Origin of the sequence: Chryseobacterium artocarpi (assembly GCF_001684975.1) — a bacterium.
GTDB classification, from domain to species: domain Bacteria; phylum Bacteroidota; class Bacteroidia; order Flavobacteriales; family Weeksellaceae; genus Chryseobacterium; species Chryseobacterium artocarpi.
Map to the genome: position 1 here is coordinate 477038 of NZ_MAYH01000023.1, position 19789 is coordinate 496826.

Annotated in this window: 19 protein-coding genes and 1 tRNA gene; 4 read left to right on the top strand and 16 right to left on the bottom strand. The window is 34.2% G+C overall.

The window, feature by feature from the left end; genetic code table 11:
* Positions 1-165: 165 nt before the first annotated feature.
* Positions 166-786: a hypothetical protein gene (locus BBI01_RS10215; protein WP_065394559.1), complete on the top strand. Its 621-nt coding sequence runs from the start codon at positions 166-168 to the stop codon at positions 784-786.
* Positions 787-900: 114 nt separating this feature from the next.
* A complete protein-coding gene (locus BBI01_RS22790) occupies positions 901-1065 on the top strand; it encodes a hypothetical protein (RefSeq protein WP_228393979.1) in 165 nt (54 codons plus the stop codon).
* Positions 1066-1929: 864 nt separating this feature from the next.
* Here BBI01_RS22790 and BBI01_RS10225 read toward each other — a convergent pair.
* Positions 1930-2003, bottom strand: a tRNA-Ala gene (locus BBI01_RS10225).
* A gap of 157 nt (positions 2004-2160) precedes the next feature.
* Here BBI01_RS10225 and BBI01_RS10230 point away from each other — a divergent pair.
* Positions 2161-2751, top strand: coding sequence for a hypothetical protein (locus BBI01_RS10230; RefSeq protein ID WP_065394561.1), 591 nt, complete (start codon positions 2161-2163; stop codon positions 2749-2751).
* A 51-nt stretch (positions 2752-2802) separates the two neighbouring features.
* Here BBI01_RS10230 and BBI01_RS10235 read toward each other — a convergent pair whose 3' ends face one another.
* The 15 genes from BBI01_RS10235 to amaB all read right to left on the bottom strand — a co-directional run bounded on the left by BBI01_RS10235 (position 2803) and on the right by amaB (position 19411).
* The gene (locus BBI01_RS10235; protein ID WP_083190071.1) at positions 2803-4179 is read right to left on the bottom strand and encodes a serine hydrolase domain-containing protein; all 1377 of its coding nucleotides are present in this window, start codon (positions 4177-4179) and stop codon (positions 2803-2805) included.
* 19 nt (positions 4180-4198) lie between these two features.
* Positions 4199-4897 carry a hypothetical protein gene (locus BBI01_RS10240; RefSeq protein ID WP_065394562.1) on the bottom strand — a complete coding sequence of 233 codons (699 nt, stop codon included), beginning with the start codon at positions 4895-4897 and terminating at the stop codon, positions 4199-4201.
* 21 nt (positions 4898-4918) lie between these two features.
* Positions 4919-5977: a serine hydrolase domain-containing protein gene (locus tag BBI01_RS10245; protein ID WP_065394563.1), complete on the bottom strand. Its 1059-nt coding sequence runs from the start codon at positions 5975-5977 to the stop codon at positions 4919-4921.
* Positions 5978-6117: 140 nt separating this feature from the next.
* Positions 6118-7272, bottom strand: a complete 1155-nt coding sequence (locus BBI01_RS10250) for a helix-turn-helix domain-containing protein (protein ID WP_065394564.1) — start codon at positions 7270-7272, stop codon at positions 6118-6120.
* 286 nt (positions 7273-7558) lie between these two features.
* Positions 7559-7711: a bacteriocin-like protein gene (locus BBI01_RS22795; RefSeq protein WP_165602236.1), complete on the bottom strand. Its 153-nt coding sequence runs from the start codon at positions 7709-7711 to the stop codon at positions 7559-7561.
* A gap of 135 nt (positions 7712-7846) precedes the next feature.
* On the bottom strand, positions 7847-8326 hold the full coding sequence (locus tag BBI01_RS10260; protein WP_065394566.1) for a MarR family winged helix-turn-helix transcriptional regulator: 480 nt from the start codon (positions 8324-8326) through the stop codon (positions 7847-7849).
* Between the two features lie 2 nt (positions 8327-8328).
* Positions 8329-8817: a GNAT family N-acetyltransferase gene (locus BBI01_RS10265; protein ID WP_065394567.1), complete on the bottom strand. Its 489-nt coding sequence runs from the start codon at positions 8815-8817 to the stop codon at positions 8329-8331.
* A 226-nt stretch (positions 8818-9043) separates the two neighbouring features.
* Positions 9044-10459, bottom strand: a complete 1416-nt coding sequence (locus BBI01_RS10270; protein ID WP_065394568.1) for an efflux transporter outer membrane subunit — start codon at positions 10457-10459, stop codon at positions 9044-9046.
* An 85-nt stretch (positions 10460-10544) separates the two neighbouring features.
* Complete coding sequence (locus BBI01_RS10275) at positions 10545-13691, bottom strand: efflux RND transporter permease subunit (protein ID WP_065394569.1); 3147 nt, start codon at positions 13689-13691, stop codon at positions 10545-10547.
* Positions 13691-14878 carry an efflux RND transporter periplasmic adaptor subunit gene (locus BBI01_RS10280; protein ID WP_065394570.1) on the bottom strand — a complete coding sequence of 396 codons (1188 nt, stop codon included), beginning with the start codon at positions 14876-14878 and terminating at the stop codon, positions 13691-13693. Before BBI01_RS10280 ends, BBI01_RS10275 begins: the two co-directional genes overlap by 1 nt.
* 1 nt (position 14879) lies before the next feature.
* Positions 14880-15335: a transcriptional regulator gene (locus tag BBI01_RS10285; RefSeq protein ID WP_065394571.1), complete on the bottom strand. Its 456-nt coding sequence runs from the start codon at positions 15333-15335 to the stop codon at positions 14880-14882.
* A gap of 116 nt (positions 15336-15451) precedes the next feature.
* Positions 15452-15964, bottom strand: coding sequence for a GNAT family N-acetyltransferase (locus BBI01_RS10290; RefSeq protein WP_065394572.1), 513 nt, complete (start codon positions 15962-15964; stop codon positions 15452-15454).
* A 170-nt stretch (positions 15965-16134) separates the two neighbouring features.
* Positions 16135-16362 (bottom strand): DUF2007 domain-containing protein, encoded by a 228-nt coding sequence (locus BBI01_RS10295; protein WP_065394573.1) that lies wholly within the window; start codon positions 16360-16362, stop codon positions 16135-16137.
* Positions 16363-16423: 61 nt separating this feature from the next.
* A complete protein-coding gene (lat, locus tag BBI01_RS10300) occupies positions 16424-17749 on the bottom strand; it encodes an L-lysine 6-transaminase (RefSeq protein WP_065394574.1) in 1326 nt (441 codons plus the stop codon).
* 111 nt (positions 17750-17860) lie between these two features.
* A complete protein-coding gene (gene amaB / locus BBI01_RS10305) occupies positions 17861-19411 on the bottom strand; it encodes an L-piperidine-6-carboxylate dehydrogenase (protein ID WP_065394575.1) in 1551 nt (516 codons plus the stop codon).
* A gap of 135 nt (positions 19412-19546) precedes the next feature.
* Here amaB and BBI01_RS10310 point away from each other — a divergent pair, with 135 nt between their 5' ends.
* Positions 19547-19696, top strand: a complete 150-nt coding sequence (locus tag BBI01_RS10310) for a histidine kinase (protein ID WP_065394576.1) — start codon at positions 19547-19549, stop codon at positions 19694-19696.
* The last annotated feature ends 93 nt before the right edge of the window (positions 19697-19789 follow it).

The following is a 19789-nucleotide window of genomic DNA, read 5'->3' on the forward strand; positions in this document are numbered from 1 at the left end:
TACTCAGGGTTCCCTGGGTAATATCTAAAAAGGATGCAATCAGGAGTTGTGGAAATCATGCATCTCTGTTATTCTAGTAAATATGCGGCGACATCATAAAAAGAAAGGCTTATGAGAATGTAAAACTCATAAGCCCTTTTAATTTTTCTACTGAAGATAATCTTTATGTATTTTTTTCATATTGGTAATGCTGTAATTAGTAACAATAATAACATTACAATTAAAAAACCAGGTAAAGCACCAAAAACAAAATATCCAGAAGGTTGTATAGGATTTGATACTACGAAAGCTAATTATATTGGTCATTTAATGGATTATTTCTCCGTAAGAATAGATAAAATGCCCGAATTAGAAGGAGGGGTTGTGCAATTGTACAAACTTTTAAAACAAAACTTTTTAACATTATCAGCTGGTTCTATAGATTTTAAAGGACATGGAGCAGGGCCAAGATCAATAGATATGACAGTAAATGGCCTTTGGAAATTTAGGCCTTATCCCAAAGAAGATGATCCTAAATATGAAAAAGAACAGGTTAGAAAATGGAATAGTGAGACAGGCAACCCAATTTTTTATATTGAAGCAGGTTCTAATGATTGGCATGCAGAGCCAATTGTAGATCATGGAGCAGTAATTGTAAGTGAGTTTAGTGATACATGTTGGTTATTTACAACGATATACACATATGAAAGTGAAACTCAACCATTTTCAGGACACAGACAATTTGGTATTCACCAAGACGAAGAAGGTTGCTATCGTATATTTACAAGAGCTCTCGATAGAGTTTGACCAGATGAGAGTATCATAGGTTCTAAAAACGCAAACTTTGGTAATGTTAACGATACAGTAAAAGATTATTTCACCATAGCAAACGGCACATGGAATTCTTATATGAAAAATGTTTTGAATTTTATTATTAAGCTTGGAGGTACAGCAAAAATAATGGAGCCTGAAATTATCCGAACAAAATTTGCAGACTTTAATGCTAATTTTACAACATCACCTACAATACAAATTGGAAATATTCCGCAATACAAAGAAGATGAAAAAATAAGCTATTTCTCTTAAATATTATCTCCTTTATTATATTGTATTATATTGTATTATATTGTATATGAAATTATTTTTCATTTCTTTAATTATAGTGATAACCCAACTCCTTTAGGCTTTTTAATTTTTAATTTTAAAAATACCTCGAAAGATAGATTAGATCTTTTATTCATAACGATCAGTTTTATTATTAATATTTCACTAAGTCTGTTTTTTTGGAGATATATTTATAAATGGTATGGAAAGATAGCTTCTACAACATTAACTTTTAAGCTTTTACTTGTTTTTTTGATTATTAGCTTATTACTATTGATCTTATTTCTCTTATTAATGTATTTTACTAAGGGTTTAATTTTCATTATTCTTTACACGCTCTATTTACCAATGGGTATAATGATAATGCTAATGGTTCCTCTTTTTAAATTTAATAAAATGATATTGGGAGATAAAAATTAATTAATCATAAGAAATCGCAGTTGGAAGCATTTCAGAATGCAATAAAATTATATTATAAGACGAATTTGGTAATGAATAATATAAAAAATAACTCAAATTATTCAGTTTTAATCTATTGCTTAAAGTGAATTAGTCAACACTTAATCTGACAGTTATAATCAAATTAAATAACTTTCAAAAAGATATTTTATGGAATTTTCAATGTAAAAGAACAATGGTAAATAAACGATTCTGGACACGATTTAGAAGTTTTCGAAGCTTATGTCGACTGTGTTGGGATAATGGATTTTCAAAGTATTTATAAAGGTGTAGTAGATTGTTATATGGGATAGTATTCAGACAATGAAGTATTTGGGTACAAAAACAAAAAAGAGAAAATGTAATTATTTAAAGTTCAATAATTTACAAACTCTCTAATTTGAAAAGTGGAGAATACGGGATTCGAACCCGTGACCTTTTGACTGCCAGTCAAACGCGCTAGCCAACTGCGCCAATCCCCCGTATGAAGCGGCACAAAAGTAAGTATTTATATGAGATATGTATATCTTCTTAATAAAAGACTCAGCTTTAAAATGGCTAAACTATAAAATTTCCTTAATATTATTTCAAAGATTTCTATTTGTATTTATTATACAATTTTTCTTAGATTTAAAGATTATGAGAGTATATTTATTATTACTTAGCTTTTTCGGGATGGTTTCATGTGATTCACAGAAAAATAATCTTCTATCCATACCGTTTGATCAGCCAGTTACAGGACTTATTCACACAAATAAGCTACAAGAAACTCAGGATGTAAATTATGGGATTTATTCCTACCAGACGGATCAATTGGATAAATTCAGAATAGGTAGTATAAACTTGAAATCTTATGCTTATCCAAATAGCGCAGCAGCAGATTATAACAGTCTTCAAATATATGTGGATAATCGTAAATCTCAAAAGTATCTCGGTTTTCGGTATACTTCAGTAAAACAAGATGAAATAACATCATTAGTTGAACAACTAAAAAAACAATACCCTGAATTTGAACGCAGAAAAGACTCTTTTGGAGAAACTTATTTCTGGGATATTAAGTCATTAAATGCCTGGTTATTCTATTACCCGAGCTTTTCCACGGATAAAAATGATAAAAACTTTTTAAATTCCAATTTTCTATTTGTGAAAAAAGGAACTCGTGTAGAGAATTCAAAAGATGCTTCTGTTTTTACCATCTGGCAATTGATGGAGGCTCAATACCCTAAATAAAAAATCCCTCAGATAGAGGGATTTATATCTTGAAAATAAAATATTGTAAAACTAGTTACCATTCTTTTTAAACACTCTCTTTCGTGTCTCCACTACCCCAGCCTTGCTCAATTTAATAACAGAATACTTTCCATCGGCATCTTTAATAAACTCTACAGTTCTGTTATCATCATCTGATCTGAAGAATTTATTGTCTGACTCGGGAAACAATTCAATATCCAGATCATTATAATAAAGTTTTCCCTTGTTTTCAAAAATTTTAATATCTGCATAAGTTCCTGTGAAAAACTTGTAAAGTAAAATATTGTTTTTAACAATCTTATGGTGATACGGAAGTTCGACTTCTTTACCAAAGCATATCGCAGCTAATCCATAAGCAAGCATATAAGAAGGAGACTGATTATTAGAAAGAACGGTAATCAACAAATCATCATTTACATAACGATTAAAAGATGTCATTGCTCCAAAAAAACCACCATCATGGGCAATTAATTGATGCCCCTGACTATAGAAAGGATTAACCAGAACACCATATCCGAAATTTTGATCATTATAAGATGTGAACATCAATTTCTTCATCTTTTCACTTAAAATAGCAGTACCATATAATGCTTTATCCCATTTCAAAAGATCATTAACCGTTGAGTAAATTCCATCATGTCCTATATTGAATGTCCAATTGATATATGGATTCTTATGATAACTTTTTTCATTTCTGATATATCGGTCTGCCATATTATCAACGACTTCATCATTGGTCATAACTCCGGTTTCATTCATTTTTAATGGAGCAAAAATATTCTCTCTTAAATATTCAGAATAGCTTTTACCACTCGTTTTTTCTACAATACGTGCCAGCAAATAATAACCAATATTACTATAAGCGGTCTGCTGCCCTGGTGTAAATAAGAATTCTTTTTGAACAATATGCTTCAATACCTGATCCTCTGTTAAAGAAGCCTGATTAAGATAAAGTTCGTCAAAATCCATCTGAAGCCCAGACATATGGGAAAGCAGCATATGGAGTGTGATCTGGTCACCTTTTGGAAATTCCGGAAAATATTTATTTAATTGATCATCAATAGATAGAAGCTTACGCTCTGCCAACTGGAGAATAGCCATAGCCGTAAACTGCTTGCTTACAGAAGCCAAACTGTATTTTGTATTGATGGTTGTTTTTATTTTCCATTCATAATTTGCATAACCATAAGCATCCCTCAAAAGCATAGAATCTTTTCTGGCAATCAGAACCGTACCACTGAACCCATTTACGCCTGCCTGAGCTTTCATATATTGTGATAGTTTATCAGAAAGGCTGATTGGGTTCTTCGTTGATATGACATCTCCTGCAATTGCTTTGGTTTGTGAAAAACTTTTGATTGGGAGCAAACCAACTCCTAAAAAGAATATTAATCCTACTTTTTTCATCTTTTTGAAATTTAAGTATTTAAGACATTTTTAAATTAGGAAATTTATCCTGTACTATTTTCACAAACTTTTCACCTACTACCTGATATTTTGCTCTTGATTCTAATTGTTTTTTTAAATTAAGCATATCTCCGGGATCAACTGCATAGTGAAGTCTATCGTGAATTTCAAGAGATAGCGAACTTCCGTCAATTTCAAAAGTAATAATATATGTTTGAGGTAAATATTCTTCTGATGACTTTGTATACACTCCCAACTGTGACTTCAGAATCCCTCCATATTGAAGACTGGCTCTTTCTATTTTCAAATTATCAAATACAATCTGTTCGTCTAATTCTCCTACTGTATTGGTAGTGAAAAAGTGCAAATTGTTTCCACTTAAAACCCAAAAACAATCTGTTTCGATTCGGTTCAACTTTACGCCTATTGCAGATAAGGCTATGTTCTTTATTCCGTCAGTTACAATTTCCTGCACCTTACTTGCTGTTGATTGAGGAACAGATGCAGAAGTAAAAGCATCAATGGGATTGCCATTCATCCATTGTTTTAATTTTAAAAAATCCTGAGCTAAAAGTTCTTGCTTATATTGGTAATATTTCAATCTTTCAGCATCTAAATCAATTTCGGATTTCGCTATTTTGTGTTTCTTATTCATGATAATCATAAAAAATACACCTGCAATTATTACTGCGACTGGAATTAAAAATAATGGATTCATTCTGTTGTAGTTTAAGTTTTTCTATTTCAGGACTGTATCATAAATCTTATTCAGCAGATCCTGTCTCATTTTTGAATTTCTCTGATCAAGAAGTATGATAATTCCCCATTTTTTATTCCTGTTGTAGCAAATGATGGAAGACTGTCCCATAGAATCTCCGGACTTCATATAAATGGTATTTTTATCATCCGTTACAATATTCAGCCCTAGCCCCATTTCTCTTTTTTCATCTTTATACACAATTTTTTCTGTGATAATCGCCGCCTTGCCTATTGTAGTTTCTTTATTCAGAACTGCTTTTAAAAAAGTCACCATATCGGAAGCATTAGATTTCACCAATCCTGCAGGTGCTGTAATATTCCATTTGAAAAACTCCTGAATACCTCCATTTGGATTATGAGCAGTTGTTATATTTTTTACATTAAAATCCTTAGTTAAAGTGTCGTTCATGTGTAAAGATTTTATCATTTTAGCTCTGATAATTTCGTCATAGCTTTTCCCATACACTTTCTCTAATATCTGCCCCAGTAAAGTATATCCAATCGTAGAATATCTGTATTTACCATAATCTTTGAGCTCACTACAATTATTAATTATCGAAGTCAATGTACCTTGTGTCACATTACTTACAGGTTGCTGCGGATCTATTTCTATTAATTTTGCAAAATCTATATCCGGCAAACCAGACTGATGTGATGCCAGATCTGAAATCTTAATTTTGTTTCTAAGATTTTGCTGCAATACATATTCTTTGGGAAGAAATCCGTCTATATAATCATCTAACTTAAGTTTATGCTCCAAAACTGCCTGAGCAATCAAATTAGAGGTCAGGATTTTTGTAATTGATGCGATTTCAAAAATGGAATTTTTATTAATTTTCACTTGACTTTCCGCATTCAAATTGCCATAAGCCGTATAATATTCTTCATTGTTATTAATAAAGCCAACACTGATTCCTACTTCAGGATTTTTTTTATAATTATCGCTGATGATAGAATCAATCTTTTTAGTAATATTTTGCCCAAAAGAAAAGCTGCTTATGAATAACAGTGCTGCTAAAAGTTTTGATGAAATTTTCATTGTATCGTTTTTTTTGTGTTAAAAAATTATTTCGATACAAAGATGTGTGAGAAAACAGAAATAGGCGACCGAATAAAAGTATTCAATCCCTTTTGTTCAAAAAAATAAGTATGAATCTTTACACAAAAGAGTACGAATAATTACAAACCACTTATTTTCAAACTCTTACGGAAATCAGTTGGCGTACTGCCTGTATGTTTTTTAAAAGCGGTATTAAAAGAAGATTTTGAATTAAAACCCACTTCATATAGAATTTCAAGAATAGTTACCTTACTTTTTGTAGTATCTTTTAAAATATCCATAGCATTTTCTATACGGTATGTATTTACAAAATCGTAAAAATGCTGCCCTATCTGATGGTTGATTAAAAGAGACAAATCCCGAACCGGAATTTCAATATCACGGGAAACATCCTGAATGGTAAGCGAAGAATTGAGAAAGGGCTTTTTCTCCGCCATATATTTTTTTAGCTTCAAAAGATCTTCATTATATTCTCGTTCATCTGCTACTGGTAGTCCACTACTTTTTTCTTCAGAAACAAGCTCAGAAACAAGCTTTAATTTTGAGTCTATATTTCTAAAAAGCCCCGGATTATTTAACGCTTTGAATAGATACCAACAAAAAATAAAAAGAGAAGATACTAAAAGTACAATCTTAATTACCTCAGAAACATGTGGATAATCTGAGAATTTAAGAATATTTTTTAAAAGGGCAACCATGTATAAAACGGACAGAACAACAGTAAACTGAAACAGCCAATTATAAGAAGCAATACTTTTCCCTGCATAGTTTTCAACATAAAGTTTCTTTGATTTCCTAAGCACTCTAAATACAGCAATAATGTAGACAATAATCTGAAGATGTATTAAAATATGATTGAACTGGAATTCCACCATACTTTGACGATTCTGAATAAAACTTATTTTTGATGCGGTATCTACACCATAAAAACGTGGGAGTAAAGCCAAATTAGCAATTAAAAATGGAAGTAAATGCAGTAAATATTTTGGTTTAAGCTTGAAATCAGAGTAGCAAACTGATATGATATAGAGATAGAAAACCGGTATTTGAAGGAAAGCAAAAGAAGCTCTGAACATTCCCAGATTTGATGGACCATCAACAATCATATTAAATAAAGGTTCACTAATATCTATTGCATTTAATACCAGAAAAGCAGCAAACAAACCGTTACTGACTTTGTACTTTGTTTTGACGGTAATCAGAAAAAAAGCGAGAAACAATGAAATGAATAAAGAAATTATAGTTACAATGACTAACAAGTTAACATTATCCATTTTTTATTTTTATTGTTTTATGATTATTATATTTTTAATAGTATTTTGGACTTTCACATATATCTCCATATTTAAAATCCAACATATACAAATATAAAAATTAGATTAATGTTATTGGCTTTTTTTAATGTAAAGTATTTCTACAAACAAGTCAACCGCAATAATCCATTGATAAAAACCATATAAGACACTGATAATGAATTAATAAATTTTACTAAAATTATTATACAATTTTATAATCAAATAGGTAATGACATAAAAAATCCCTCGAATAGAGGGATCATTTTTATAATTCTGGACAAGCCATTTGATTATCGTGTGGAATACATACTTTGTCATCGCCCCAAGGCATAGGGCAATCACGGAAGCCTGGAGGGCATCCTCTTCCTCCATTGATGCTTTTTAATCTCTCTTTAGAAATTCTCTTTAAATTTTTCATGGTTTTAAATTTAGTTTTGTTGTCTACCAAATATAATAACTATTCTCCAAACAGGGATTTAACATGAAAAAATAATCATCTCTAAAATCACTAATGTAATAACATAATCTAATCATCTAGTTCTTTGTAAATTTTTCACTTTGAGTTTTTAAGTTGTAAAGCTCTTTGATAAAATGATTGATTGGCAATCTTCTCTTCCGCTTCATTAAGAGCAGCCAAAAGATTATTTTGATTGTCTGCAATATCTCCCAATACCTGAGACATCAGTTCCCATACCGGCTTCATATTATCTATAAGCTCATTTCCCTTGGAAGTAAGCTGAAACAGTCGTTTGCGCTCATCCTGCTTATCTTTTTTCCATTCTATAAGATTCAGTTTTTCCAATTCTTTGAGTAAAGTAATTGTTGAAGGATGGGTATACCCTATTTCGTTGGCAATTTCTACCACACTTGCCACGTCTTTTTTATAAATGGTAAAAATTACAGGAAACCATTTAAGCTCAAAATCAATCCCAAAAGCTTTATAGATCATGGCACCATCTTTTCTCAGCTGTTCACTGAGACGGTGCATTCTTGTAGATATGGCAAGGATTCCTGCTTCGTTGATTACATTCATGTTCAGTCAATATGTAAATGATAAAAAATATCGTCAGCACTCATTAAAGGAAAACGTATCGGAAGCTTTTCTTTTTTGATTTTTATAAAATTATTTCTTTCATAAAAACGTTGTGCAGCCTTTAAAACGCTTACTGTTCCCAAATATAAATCGTCAATTTCTTTTTCCCGACAGAAAGAGATTAATATTTCAAGCAGGATCTGCGCAATATTCAATTCCTTTCCTCTGAATTCTTTTTTTACAAACATTTTTCTGACCGCTCCTGCCCTTTCATCAAACTTTACTAAAGCAATAGAACCCACCAGTTCTCCATCAATAAAAGCTCCCCAAAAATTACCTCCGGCTTCATGATAAAAGCTTTCTATCTGCATCAGATCAGGCTGGTCCTCTATGGTTATAGGAACATTAAATTCCTTTTGCTGAATCGTCAGAATCAGATCAATCGCCTGTTCTGAATGTGAATTATCCAAAGACTGAATTTGTAGTTTCATCGTTTTTTATTTTTAAATGGAAAGAATTTAATCAATTGAAAATCAAAAAGTATTATATTTTTTTTCAATCATTATATTATTAAAGTACAAAACTACGTAGTTAAATACATATATACAAATTATCAATTCTTTTTTTTGAATTTTAACAGAAATTAAAAAGATGATTCCAAATAAAAACCGCGCATCATTTACTGATACACGGTTTTATTTTTATCCTGAAATATGGTTACTTCCAGCCTCCACCGAGAGCCTGATAAAGCTCAACGGCAGCTTTCATTTTACTGTATTGTGCATTAGAAATATTAAGTTCAGCATTCAATGAATTCACACTTGCATTCAATACTTCAAGATAGTTTGCCATCCCATAGTTGACCAATTCCTGGGAATAGTCAACTGATTTTTTGTAGGCATCCAGTTCTTTTTGTTTTAAATCAATAAATGAATCCTGAACGGAGAAAACTCTGATGGCATCAGAAACTTCTTTTCCTGCTGTAAGAACAGTTTTTCTAAAGTTTAAATAAGCTGTTTCCTGATTGGCAAGACTCACATCGTAGTTCGTCTTAATTGTTCTTTTGTTTAAGATCGGTTGTGCCAATCCTGCCACTACGTTTGCAAATAATGAATTAACGCTGAATAAGTGGTCAATATCCACAGACTGAAGCCCTCCTGTTCCGGTAAGCTTCAAAGTAGGATAAAACTGAGCTTTTGCTGCATTGGTTAATTCAAAGGCATTCATAAGGTTATATTCAGCTCTCATTACGTCCGGACGGTTGGCAAGCAATTGAGATGGGTATCCTAATTTAAGATCGATTGGAAGATTTTGTCCTTCTAAAGTAGATCTCTCAATAGTGTGTGACGATTCCCCCATTAAAAGGCTCATTGTATTTTCAAGCAGTTGAATTTGGGTATCGATATCAATCAATAAAGATTTTGCATTGAAAACAAGCGCTTCACTTTGCTGTACTGCTACTTCTGTAAGAGTTCCTGAAGCTTTTAATGCTTTTGTAGTCTCTAAGTTTTTCTCACGTACGGCAATAGTCTCTGTAATGATCTTTTTCTGAGCATCAAATGTCAGCAATTGATAATAAGCAGAAGCAATGGACGCTACAAGGCTACTTTTTACCGCTTTATGAGCTGCAACAGTTCCAAGATATGTAGCAAGCTGCGCTTTTTCCTGTGCTCTTAATTTACCCCAGATATCTGCTTCCCAGGTAATACTTCCTGTAATGTCAAACTGATTCACATATCGTCTTTCTCCAATGATCTGACCAAACTGAGTATTGATAGACTGGGTTTGGAAAGTATAATTAGGACCTATGGAAAGTGTCGGCTGATAGGCTGCTTTACTTTGTTTCAGATAAGCTTCTGCGGAATTAATGCTTTCTAATGCAATTCTGATATCAAGGTTGTTTTCCAAAGCCTTAGAAATATGCCCCTGAAGTATGGGATCTGTGAAGATCTCTTTCCAGGAAACATTCGCAATAGTAGCACTGTCTGAAGGAAGCATATCGGTACGGAAAAGCTTTTCGTCAACAACGTTCTTTGGTCTTTCATATTCTTTTCTTGCCATACAGGATGTAATGGCTCCCAATATGATCGCTGAGAAAGTTATTCCTTTTATGATGTTTAATAAACTCTTCATTGTTTAAAATTAGAAGTTAGAAATTTGAGGCTGGAAGTTGAATAATAAATGTTTACTCAACTTCCAATCCCCGAATTTTTAATTTTTACTCGGCTAAATTGATCTCTTCTTTTTTAATAGGCTTGATCTTTTCCTGTATGGTTTCAAAAATCACATACAATACCGGAATTACAAAAAGTCCTAAGATGGTTCCTATCAATAATCCAATAGCGGCACCAGTTGCAATAGACCTGTTACCTACAGCTCCAATTCCGCTCGCCAATACCAATGGCAATAGACCAAAGATAAAAGCGAATGATGTCATTAGAATAGGTCTTACCCTAGCTTTAGCTGCATTGATAGCTGACATAACGATCGTTTCACCATGATGTCTTCTCTGAACAGCAAATTCTACAATAAGGATCGCATTTTTTGCCAGTAGTCCTACCAACATGATCAGAGCGATCTGGAAGTAAATATTATTTTCCAAGCCCATCACTTTCTGTCCTAAATAAGCTCCCATTACCCCTAAAGGAAGAGAAATTACAACAACCAGCGGAAGGATATAACTTTCATACTGTGCGGAAAGAATAAAGTATACAAAGATCAAACTTAATGCGAAGATCAACAGGGTTTGAGATCCTGAATTTAATTCTTCTCTCGTCAATCCGGTAAATTCTACTGCATAGTTTTGGTTCAAGGTTTCGTTGGCTACCTGCTGTACAGCGGTAATAGCATCCCCGGAACTATATCCTTCAGAGTTTGCTCCCGTTACTTTCACGGATGTAAATAAGTTATAACGGCTTACAGATTGTGGTCCGTATGCTTTTGTTAATGTTACAAACTGTGAAATTGGTGACATGATTCCTGAACCTGTTCTTATATAAAGTTCGTTTAGGTTTTCAATATTCTTTCTGTTCTCAGGAAGAGCCTGAACCATAACTCTGAACTGTTTACCATACTTAGTAAAGTCGGCAGTATAAATACCTCCAATATACCCCTGCATAGTAGCTAAAATATCATTTACAGAAACCCCAAGCTGTTTAGCTAACGGAACATTAATTTCCATCTGATACTGAGGGTATCTTGTATTGAATGATGTTTGTGCAAACTGAATTTCCGGTCTCTGCATCAGCTTGCCGATAAATTCATTTGTTTTATTATCCAGATCAGCATAGTCTCCACCTGATTTGTCCAGCAATACCATTTCAAAACCTGCACTACTACCAAAACCTGGTACACTTGGCGGTTGGAAGAATACTACTTTAGCATCAGGAACTGCTCCTACAATTCCGAATAATTTTTTGGTGATATCTTCAGAAGTCTGTCCGTCTTTTTTTCTTTCTTCGAAAGGTTTTAGTTTCACAAAGGCAAGACCGTTGTTACTTCCGTTTCCTGATAAAAATCCTCTACCAGTAGAAATAGTCACGTTTTGTACTCCCGGAACTTTCATAGCTTTAGCCTGAAGAGTTTTCAAGGCATTGTAAGTTCTTTCCATAGAAGCCCCCGGAGGAAGCTGAACATCTGTAAAGATAATTCCTCTGTCTTCTGTAGGTACAAATCCTTTCTTCATACTGCTGCTAGCCCAGAATAAAATACCTCCGGTAACCGCGAAAATAATCAGCGTTACCCATTTATGTCTTAAAAGAAATACAAATCCTCTTCCGTAACGTTCAGTAGTTGTTTTAAAAGCAATATTGAACTTATAGAAAAACTTCTGTAGAATGTTTAAGTTTTGATACTCTTTATGATGCTCTGCGTGCGGTTTTAAGAATAATGAACATAAAACCGGGCTCAGCGTTAATGCATTAATCGCAGAAATAATGATAGCAATGATCAGCGTAATACCAAACTGCTGATAGAATACCCCTGTAGGTCCCGTAATGAAAGTCACTGGGATAAATACAGCCGCCATTACCAAAGTAATAGAGATAATAGCCCCTGTAATCTCGTCCATTGCTTCTACCGTTGCTTTTTTCGCATCAGAAATACCATGCTCCATCTTCGCATGGACTGCCTCGACGACTACAATCGCGTCATCCACCACAATACCAATGGCAAGTACCAATGCAAATAATGTTAAGAGGTTCAATGAATATCCGAAAAGATTCAGGAAGAAGAATGCCCCGACAATAGATACCGGAACCGCAATCGCCGGAATCAGAGTAGATCTGAAATCCTGAAGGAATATATATACTACGATAAATACCAGAATAAAGGCTTCAATCAGGGTATGTACTACCTTTTCAATAGATGCCTCAAGGAATTCATTGGTATCAAAGTTAAAAGTATACTTGATTCCCTGTGGAAAAGTACCCTCTGCTGACTTTAGATAAGCTTTGATATTTTTAATAATCTCCTGTGCGTTGGATCCAGGAGTCTGGAAGATCCCCATACTGATGGAAGGACTGTTTCCGTTTTCACCGATTCCTGTGTAAGACTGACCGGCAAGCTCTACTTTGGCAACATCTTTCAGCATCAGGTTTTGTCCGTTTGCCAGAGCTTTGATGATGATATTATCGTACTGTTCTTTATCGTTAAATTTACCTACATATTTGATAATATATTCAAAAGAACTACCACTGTTTTGTCCGATAGAACCAGCTGCAGCTTCCCTACTTTGTTCATTAATAGCATTAGTAACATCTGTAGGAGTTACACTGTAGGCAGCCATTTTAGCTGGATCCAGCCAGATTCTCATTGAGTAATTTTTACCTCCGAAAACGTTGGCATCTCCTACACCATTTACCCTTTTAAGGTTTGGAATAATGTTGATATTCAAAAAGTTCTGAAGATATACATCATCAAGATCTTTATTTTCAGAATAGAAAGACATATACATCAGGGCACTGGTCTGCTGCTTCTGAGTTACAACCCCTGAACGCGTTACCTCGGATGGTAAAAGAGGCGTAGCTCTTGCCACACGGTTCTGAACGTTTACCGCGGCAATATCCGGGTCTATTCCTTGCTTAAAGAAAACCTGAATCTGAGCAGAACCATCGTTTCCGGCACTGGAAGTAATATAATCCATACCTTCCACCCCGTTGATCTGTTCTTCCAAAGGTACTACTACACTCTTCATCACCGTTTCAGCATTGGCTCCCGTATAGTTTGCGGAAACACTCACTGTAGGCGGTGCAATATCCGGATACTGTGTAACCGGTAACGAGATCAGTCCTAGCACACCGAGAATCACAATCAAAATTGAGATTACGGTAGATAAAACCGGTCTGTTAATAAAGTTTTTTATCATTAGAATTTCGGTTTTATTGATTGAACAAGACTATCCATTTTAATTGGCTTCGGTTTTACTGCTGTTCCAGGTTTAAGACCTCCGATTCCGGCTGCAATAACTTTTTCACCTTTATTAACTCCTGATTTGATAAGAGCTAAATTGTCAATTCTGTCAATAACATTGACAACAACATTTCTGGCAGTATCTCCTTTTTCTACTTTGTAAACGTAAACAATACCTTGTTGTTCATAAGTAGCACTTTCCGGAACTACCAATACATTATCATAATGCTGAGGGAATCTGATCGTACCACTGTTACCGTTACTCAATAATTTTTGAGCATTAGGGAATGCAACTCTGAACTGAATAGTTCCAGTAGTTGGATCTATCTGACCTGTAATCGCTTCAATTCTTCCTTTTTCAGGATAAAGGCTTCCGTTGGCTAACTGAAGCTCTACCATTGGTAAGTTTTTGATTTTCTCAGGCATAGAAGCTCCCGGAGCTTTTTCAAGGAAATTGAAATATTCTTTTTCATTCATGGCAAAATAGGCAAAGATCTCAGAAGTATCCGAAATCGTTGTCAGTGGTGTCTGATCAGACGGTCCCACCAAACTTCCTACTTTTAATGGAAGTCTTCCAATCACCCCAGAAATAGGAGCTCGGATGATAGAATATTCAATATTCGCTTCTACTCCTTTATAATTGGCTTCAGCTTGCCTTTTTGCAGCATGTGCCTGTTGTAATTGAGCCTGAGCTTGAGCTAACTGAGCCTGAGCCGATTGTAACTGTACGTTACTGATAATGTTTTTCTGAACCAGCGGTTTTAGTTTATTCACTTCTACCTGTGCAGCATTTACAGAAGCCTGCGCAGCAGCAATACTGGATTCAGCAGCACCAATTCCTGCTTTGGAAGCAGCAGCATTTTCGGTAAGGATATTGGTTTCCAGACGGAACAATGGTTGTCCTTTGGTAACATATTGTCCTTCATCTACCAATAGCTGGGTGATATATCCCTGTATTTTAGCACGTACATCATTGTTTACCCTACCTTGAATGGTTGCCGGGAAAGTCTGATAACCTACTATATTTTTTGACTCCACAGAAACAACAGGATATGGCTTGGCACCATCCTGTTTTGGAGCTTCTTTTTTGCAGGCTGTGAGTGAGAGCGCTGCAATCGAAAGTATAACTAGCTTATTATTCATTTTATAGTTTATTAAGAGATTCCTGAATATTTTCTATGTTTTTATTTAAGAGTGCTTTGTAAACTTCTATTCTTTCATTGTATCCATCGTCTTTACTTTTTTTAAAATTGTTTAAATCATCTAATAGTTTTAATTCGTCCTGCATTTTCTGGACAATCTTCTCGAATCGAATTTTCTTGTATTCATCATTGATGAAAAAATATCGTTTCCGCTCATCCATCTTATTGTGATCTACGATGAGCTGCGCATTTAGCAATAATGAAATACTTGTGGAAACGGAACTTTTGCTTGCGGAGAGCACTTCAACAAACTCGTCAAAAGTAATTCCTACTTTCTCATAATCAAAAAGAAGGTAGGAATAGATTTTTGAAGCTAAAGGAGGTAAGCTGAACACGGTGCCATAAAACTTTACGGCATCCTGAAAAATTTTTTCATCAATTTCTATACTTTGGTGCATAATATAAAAATTTGAACAAATGTAAAAATTAGTTCAGAACCAAACGAACAAAGCTGATAGACATTATAAATACACGGCGTTTTAAAAATTCAATGAAAGTTGATTTAACTTTTTGCCTAAATAATAATCTTCTCAAAAGCCTTTCTCATTCCGTCCTTTAAAAGAACCTCTCCACAATAGGAATATCCTTTACCTTCCAGAATCTTCAGCATAGCAATATTGTCATGGTTAGTGTCTACCTTTACACTCTGAATTCCATGTGATTTCGTAAAATCTTCAATGTGATCAAATAGTTTTTTTACCATTCCCTGCCCGGCAAATTTTTCATCTATAGCGACTCTGTGAACAACTACAAATTCTCCGTTGCTCAGCCATGCCCCTTCTATTTTACTATATGCCGGTTCGTCATTCAGGATAAGAGCTGCATATACAGCAATTTCTCCATCTACTGTCAGAACGTATCCAAATTCTTTAGCAATATCACTTTCTACCGTATCAAGATTGGGATAACCATTTTGCCATTGTGTACTTCCATCTTGCCTTCTTCTTTCAATAGACTGCTGAATGATTCCCCAAATAATGTTTCTGTCTTCAATTTCCGCTTTTCTTAGTTTGATTTCTGGATTCATGTTCTAGATTTTGATTAAAAAAATAAAGTTTAAAGAATAGTTCTTCAAGTCATCTTTTAAACATTTATTTTTTTAATAATTTAATGATTAATTTAATTAAAAAACCGAAAATTAATTAAAATTAATTTTCGGTTCGAAGTAGTAAAATTTAAAATTATGAAATTGTTTTATTAATTTTCATTTTGTTGAAGATAAGCATCAATAATTTCAAATGCTTTCTTCTCATCTTCCAGATCTACCATTACCTTTAGCGATGTCGCAGTAGGGGTTGTAGTAAATGTCAGATAGTTATTTTCAACGGTATTTGTAATTTGTGCGTCATCCAATTTAGACTTAACCAACTGAATTTCTGAAGGGTTATCACTTTCATATACTGATACTCTCGTACTTCTTTCCATATTCTAATTGTTTGAGTATCTAAATTTACAATGTTTTTTTGAAAATTACAAATCTTTGGTTTTAAATTTTATTAATATTATTTTCGATTTTGTCTAATGCCAGCTGAATTTCTTCTTTGGTAACGTTCAGGTGTGGTCTGAAACGTAAAGACTGATCTCCACATGGAAGAATGATCAATCCGTCATTGAATAATTCGGTCATCATCTTATTTCTATCTTCACCTGATGGCAGGTCGATAGCACACATCAATCCTCTACCTCTTGCATTAGAAATTTTCTCAGGATACTTTTCAGCAAGTCCTTTTAAGCTTTCTAATAAGAAATCTCCTACTACTCTTGCATTTTCAACAAGGTTTTCTTTTTCGATCACTTCCATTACCAATTGGAAACGAAGCATATCAATAAAGTTACCTCCGAATGTAGAGTTGATTCTTGAGCTTTCTCTGAAAACGTTGTTTGGAACTTCGTCAAATTTCTCTTTATTGGCTAATACACCACAAACCTGAGCTTTTTTACCGAAAGAAATAATATCCGGTTTAGCTGTAAAGTGTTGGAACGCCCACATTTTTCCTGTAATCGCGATTCCGGTCTGAACTTCATCAAAAATTAGTAAGATTTCATTGTCGTCACAGATTCTTCTTAATCCTAATAGGAATTCATCTCTGAAATGGTTGTCACCACCTTCTGCCTGAATAGGTTCGATGATGATACAAGCTACTTTATCAGGGTTCATTAAGATCGCTTCTTCAATCTGTACTAAAGCTAATTGCTCGTTTTTGATTGTTTCTGCAAGATTCTCTTCTGTAATCGGGAACGATAATTTCGGATTTAAGATTCTAGGCCATTTGAACATTGGAAAATATTGGTATTTCCTTGGATCTGAAGTATTTGTTAAACTTAAAGTATAACCACTTCTTCCGTGGAAAGCCTGCTTGAAGTGAATACAGATTCCTGCTTCAGTTTCAATTCCTTTTGCAAAATTCTTGCGAGTTTTCCAGTCGAAGCAAGCTTTCATAGCGTTTTCAACTCCTAAAGTTCCACCTTCAATAAAGAAAGCATATTGTAATTCTTCAGGAATAACTACTCTTTCGAATACTTCTAAAAACTGAGCATATTCTTCTGAATAAACGTCAGCAAGGGTTGGCTTATTAACAGCCATTCTTCCCAACCATTCTGATCTTTCTACAAGATACGGGTGGTTGTACCCGATGGAAGCTGATGCAAACATAGAGAACATATCCAGATACTCTCTGTCTGTAAGTTTATCATAAAGCCATGACCCGTGAGATTTTTCAATATCCATCACGAAATCAAAACCGTCTGCCAACACATGTTTTCCAACTGTTTCTTTAACTTTATTTGCTTGTATATCTAATGTGTGTTCCATAATAAATTGTTGTGTGATTTAATAAGTGAATGATTAAACGATCAAAAGCTGAGCATTCAATCATTCAGGTTATTAAGTTTTGTAGTTTTTTTAATGCTTTAAGTAAAGCTTTTATAAATCAAATTTAATTCCTTGTGCTAAAGGAAGTTGTGCGGTGTAATTTATAGTATTAGTTTGTCTTCTCATATAATACTTCCAGGCATCAGATCCTGACTCTCTACCACCTCCGGTTTCTTTCTCACCTCCGAAAGCTCCACCGATCTCAGCTCCTGAAGTACCAATATTTACGTTGGCAATACCACAATCTGAACCTGCATGAGAAAGGAATAATTCAGCTTCTCTAAGGTTTTGCGTCATGATTGCTGAAGAAAGTCCTTGAGGAACATCATTCTGAATAGCGATAGCTTCCTCCAACGTTTTGTATTTGATTAAATATAAGATAGGTGCAAATGTTTCATGCTGAACAATCTCGTAAGAGTTCTTTACTTCTGCAACGCATGGTTTAACATAGCATCCTGATTCGTATTCTTTTCCAGTTAAAACTCCGCCTTCAACAGCGAATTTACCACCTTCTTTTTTACATTTCTTGATAGATTCTTCATACTGGTTTACAGCATCAACATCGATAAGTGGTCCTACGTGGTTGGCTTCATCTAATGGATTTCCGATCTTTAATTGTCCGTAAGCTTTTACTAATCTTGACTTCACTTCATCATAAACATCTTCGTGAATGATCAGTCTTCTTGTAGAAGTACATCTTTGCCCAGCAGTTCCTACCGCTCCGAAAACGGCTCCGATAATAGACATGTTAAGGTCTGCTTCTTTTGTAATGATGATCGCGTTGTTTCCTCCTAATTCAAGGATTGATTTTCCGAATCTTTCTGCTACTTTAGAAGAAACCATTCTTCCTACTCTTGTAGAACCTGTGAAAGATACTAATGCTACTCTCTTATCATCTACTAGTTTCTGTCCGATCTCATGATCTGCAACCAATACACTTGAAATTCCTTCTGAAAGGTTATTTTCTTTCAAAACTTCATTCATGATGTTCTGACATGCAATTGCACAAAGCGGAGTTTTCTCTGATGGTTTCCAAATGGTAACGTTACCACAGATCCACGCTAAAGCTGTATTCCAAGACCATACTGCTACCGGGAAGTTGAACGCTGTAATAATACCTACCACTCCAAGCGGGTGATATTGTTCGTACATTCTGTGACCTGGTCTTTCTGAGTGCATTGTATACCCCTGAAGCTGTCTTGAAAGACCTACTGCAAAATCGCAGATATCAATCATTTCCTGAACTTCTCCAAGACCTTCTTGTAATGATTTACCCATTTCGTAAGAAACAAGTTTTCCAAGATCATCCTTATATTCTCTTAATTTTAAACCAAGCTGTCTTACGATTTCTCCTCTTTTAGGAGCCGGAATCAGCCTGAATTCCTGAAATGCTTTTTGAGCTGTTTCAATTACTTTGTCATAATCACTTTCTCCGGAAGTCTTTACTTTTGCGATTAGCTTTCCGTCCACAGGAGAGATACTTTCTATCGTCTTTCCTGAAGCGAAATATTTACCGCCCACTGAAGTCCCTTTATTCTCTTCTTTAATACCAAGGTTTTTGAGTGTCTTTTCGATTCCGAAATCCTTTACTTTTTTTGACATAAAATCTTACTTTTCGTTCTCTCTAAAGATAAAAATATTATGCGAACCTCAAAACTTTAATTTTTATCTTGTTTTTTATTTGGACTAATTATAAACATGCTTATCTTTGTAGGGTAATAATTTTGACATTCACCAATGGAAAATTCACAAGAAAATAACTCAAAGTTTAAAAAATGGTTCAAGCGTGTAGGATGGGCAGGGTTTGCTTTCTTTACCATTAAAGGCTTGATTTGGCTCGTAATATTCTACTTTGGAGCAGATACTCTTCAAAGTTGTATGAAATAAAAAAAGCAGAGAAAAATTTCTCTGCTTTCTTTTTTGGTAAGGTTAATTGAATTGTTATTTATTCATTGAAGCGTTCAAAATTCACCTCTTTTT

Excerpts from the sequence above, each read along its gene's own strand:
- BBI01_RS10215 (WP_065394559.1), top strand. The coding sequence starts at position 166 with ATGTATTTTTTTCATATTGGTAATGCTGTAATTAGTAACAATAATAAC.
- BBI01_RS10230 (WP_065394561.1), top strand. The coding sequence starts at position 2,161 with ATGAGAGTATATTTATTATTACTTAGCTTTTTCGGGATGGTTTCATGT.
- BBI01_RS10235 (WP_083190071.1), bottom strand. The coding sequence starts at position 4,179 with ATGAAAAAAGTAGGATTAATATTCTTTTTAGGAGTTGGTTTGCTCCCA.
- BBI01_RS10240 (WP_065394562.1), bottom strand. The coding sequence starts at position 4,897 with ATGAATCCATTATTTTTAATTCCAGTCGCAGTAATAATTGCAGGTGTA.
- BBI01_RS10245 (WP_065394563.1), bottom strand. The coding sequence starts at position 5,977 with ATGAAAATTTCATCAAAACTTTTAGCAGCACTGTTATTCATAAGCAGC.
- BBI01_RS10250 (WP_065394564.1), bottom strand. The coding sequence starts at position 7,272 with ATGGATAATGTTAACTTGTTAGTCATTGTAACTATAATTTCTTTATTC.
- BBI01_RS22795 (WP_165602236.1), bottom strand. The coding sequence starts at position 7,711 with ATGAAAAATTTAAAGAGAATTTCTAAAGAGAGATTAAAAAGCATCAAT.
- BBI01_RS10260 (WP_065394566.1), bottom strand. The coding sequence starts at position 8,326 with ATGAATGTAATCAACGAAGCAGGAATCCTTGCCATATCTACAAGAATG.
- BBI01_RS10265 (WP_065394567.1), bottom strand. The coding sequence starts at position 8,817 with ATGAAACTACAAATTCAGTCTTTGGATAATTCACATTCAGAACAGGCG.
- BBI01_RS10270 (WP_065394568.1), bottom strand. The coding sequence starts at position 10,459 with ATGAAGAGTTTATTAAACATCATAAAAGGAATAACTTTCTCAGCGATC.
- BBI01_RS10275 (WP_065394569.1), bottom strand. The coding sequence starts at position 13,691 with ATGATAAAAAACTTTATTAACAGACCGGTTTTATCTACCGTAATCTCA.
- BBI01_RS10280 (WP_065394570.1), bottom strand. The coding sequence starts at position 14,878 with ATGAATAATAAGCTAGTTATACTTTCGATTGCAGCGCTCTCACTCACA.
- BBI01_RS10285 (WP_065394571.1), bottom strand. The coding sequence starts at position 15,335 with ATGCACCAAAGTATAGAAATTGATGAAAAAATTTTTCAGGATGCCGTA.
- BBI01_RS10290 (WP_065394572.1), bottom strand. The coding sequence starts at position 15,964 with ATGAATCCAGAAATCAAACTAAGAAAAGCGGAAATTGAAGACAGAAAC.
- BBI01_RS10295 (WP_065394573.1), bottom strand. The coding sequence starts at position 16,362 with ATGGAAAGAAGTACGAGAGTATCAGTATATGAAAGTGATAACCCTTCA.
- lat (WP_065394574.1), bottom strand. The coding sequence starts at position 17,749 with ATGGAACACACATTAGATATACAAGCAAATAAAGTTAAAGAAACAGTT.
- amaB (WP_065394575.1), bottom strand. The coding sequence starts at position 19,411 with ATGTCAAAAAAAGTAAAGGATTTCGGAATCGAAAAGACACTCAAAAAC.
- BBI01_RS10310 (WP_065394576.1), top strand. The coding sequence starts at position 19,547 with ATGGAAAATTCACAAGAAAATAACTCAAAGTTTAAAAAATGGTTCAAG.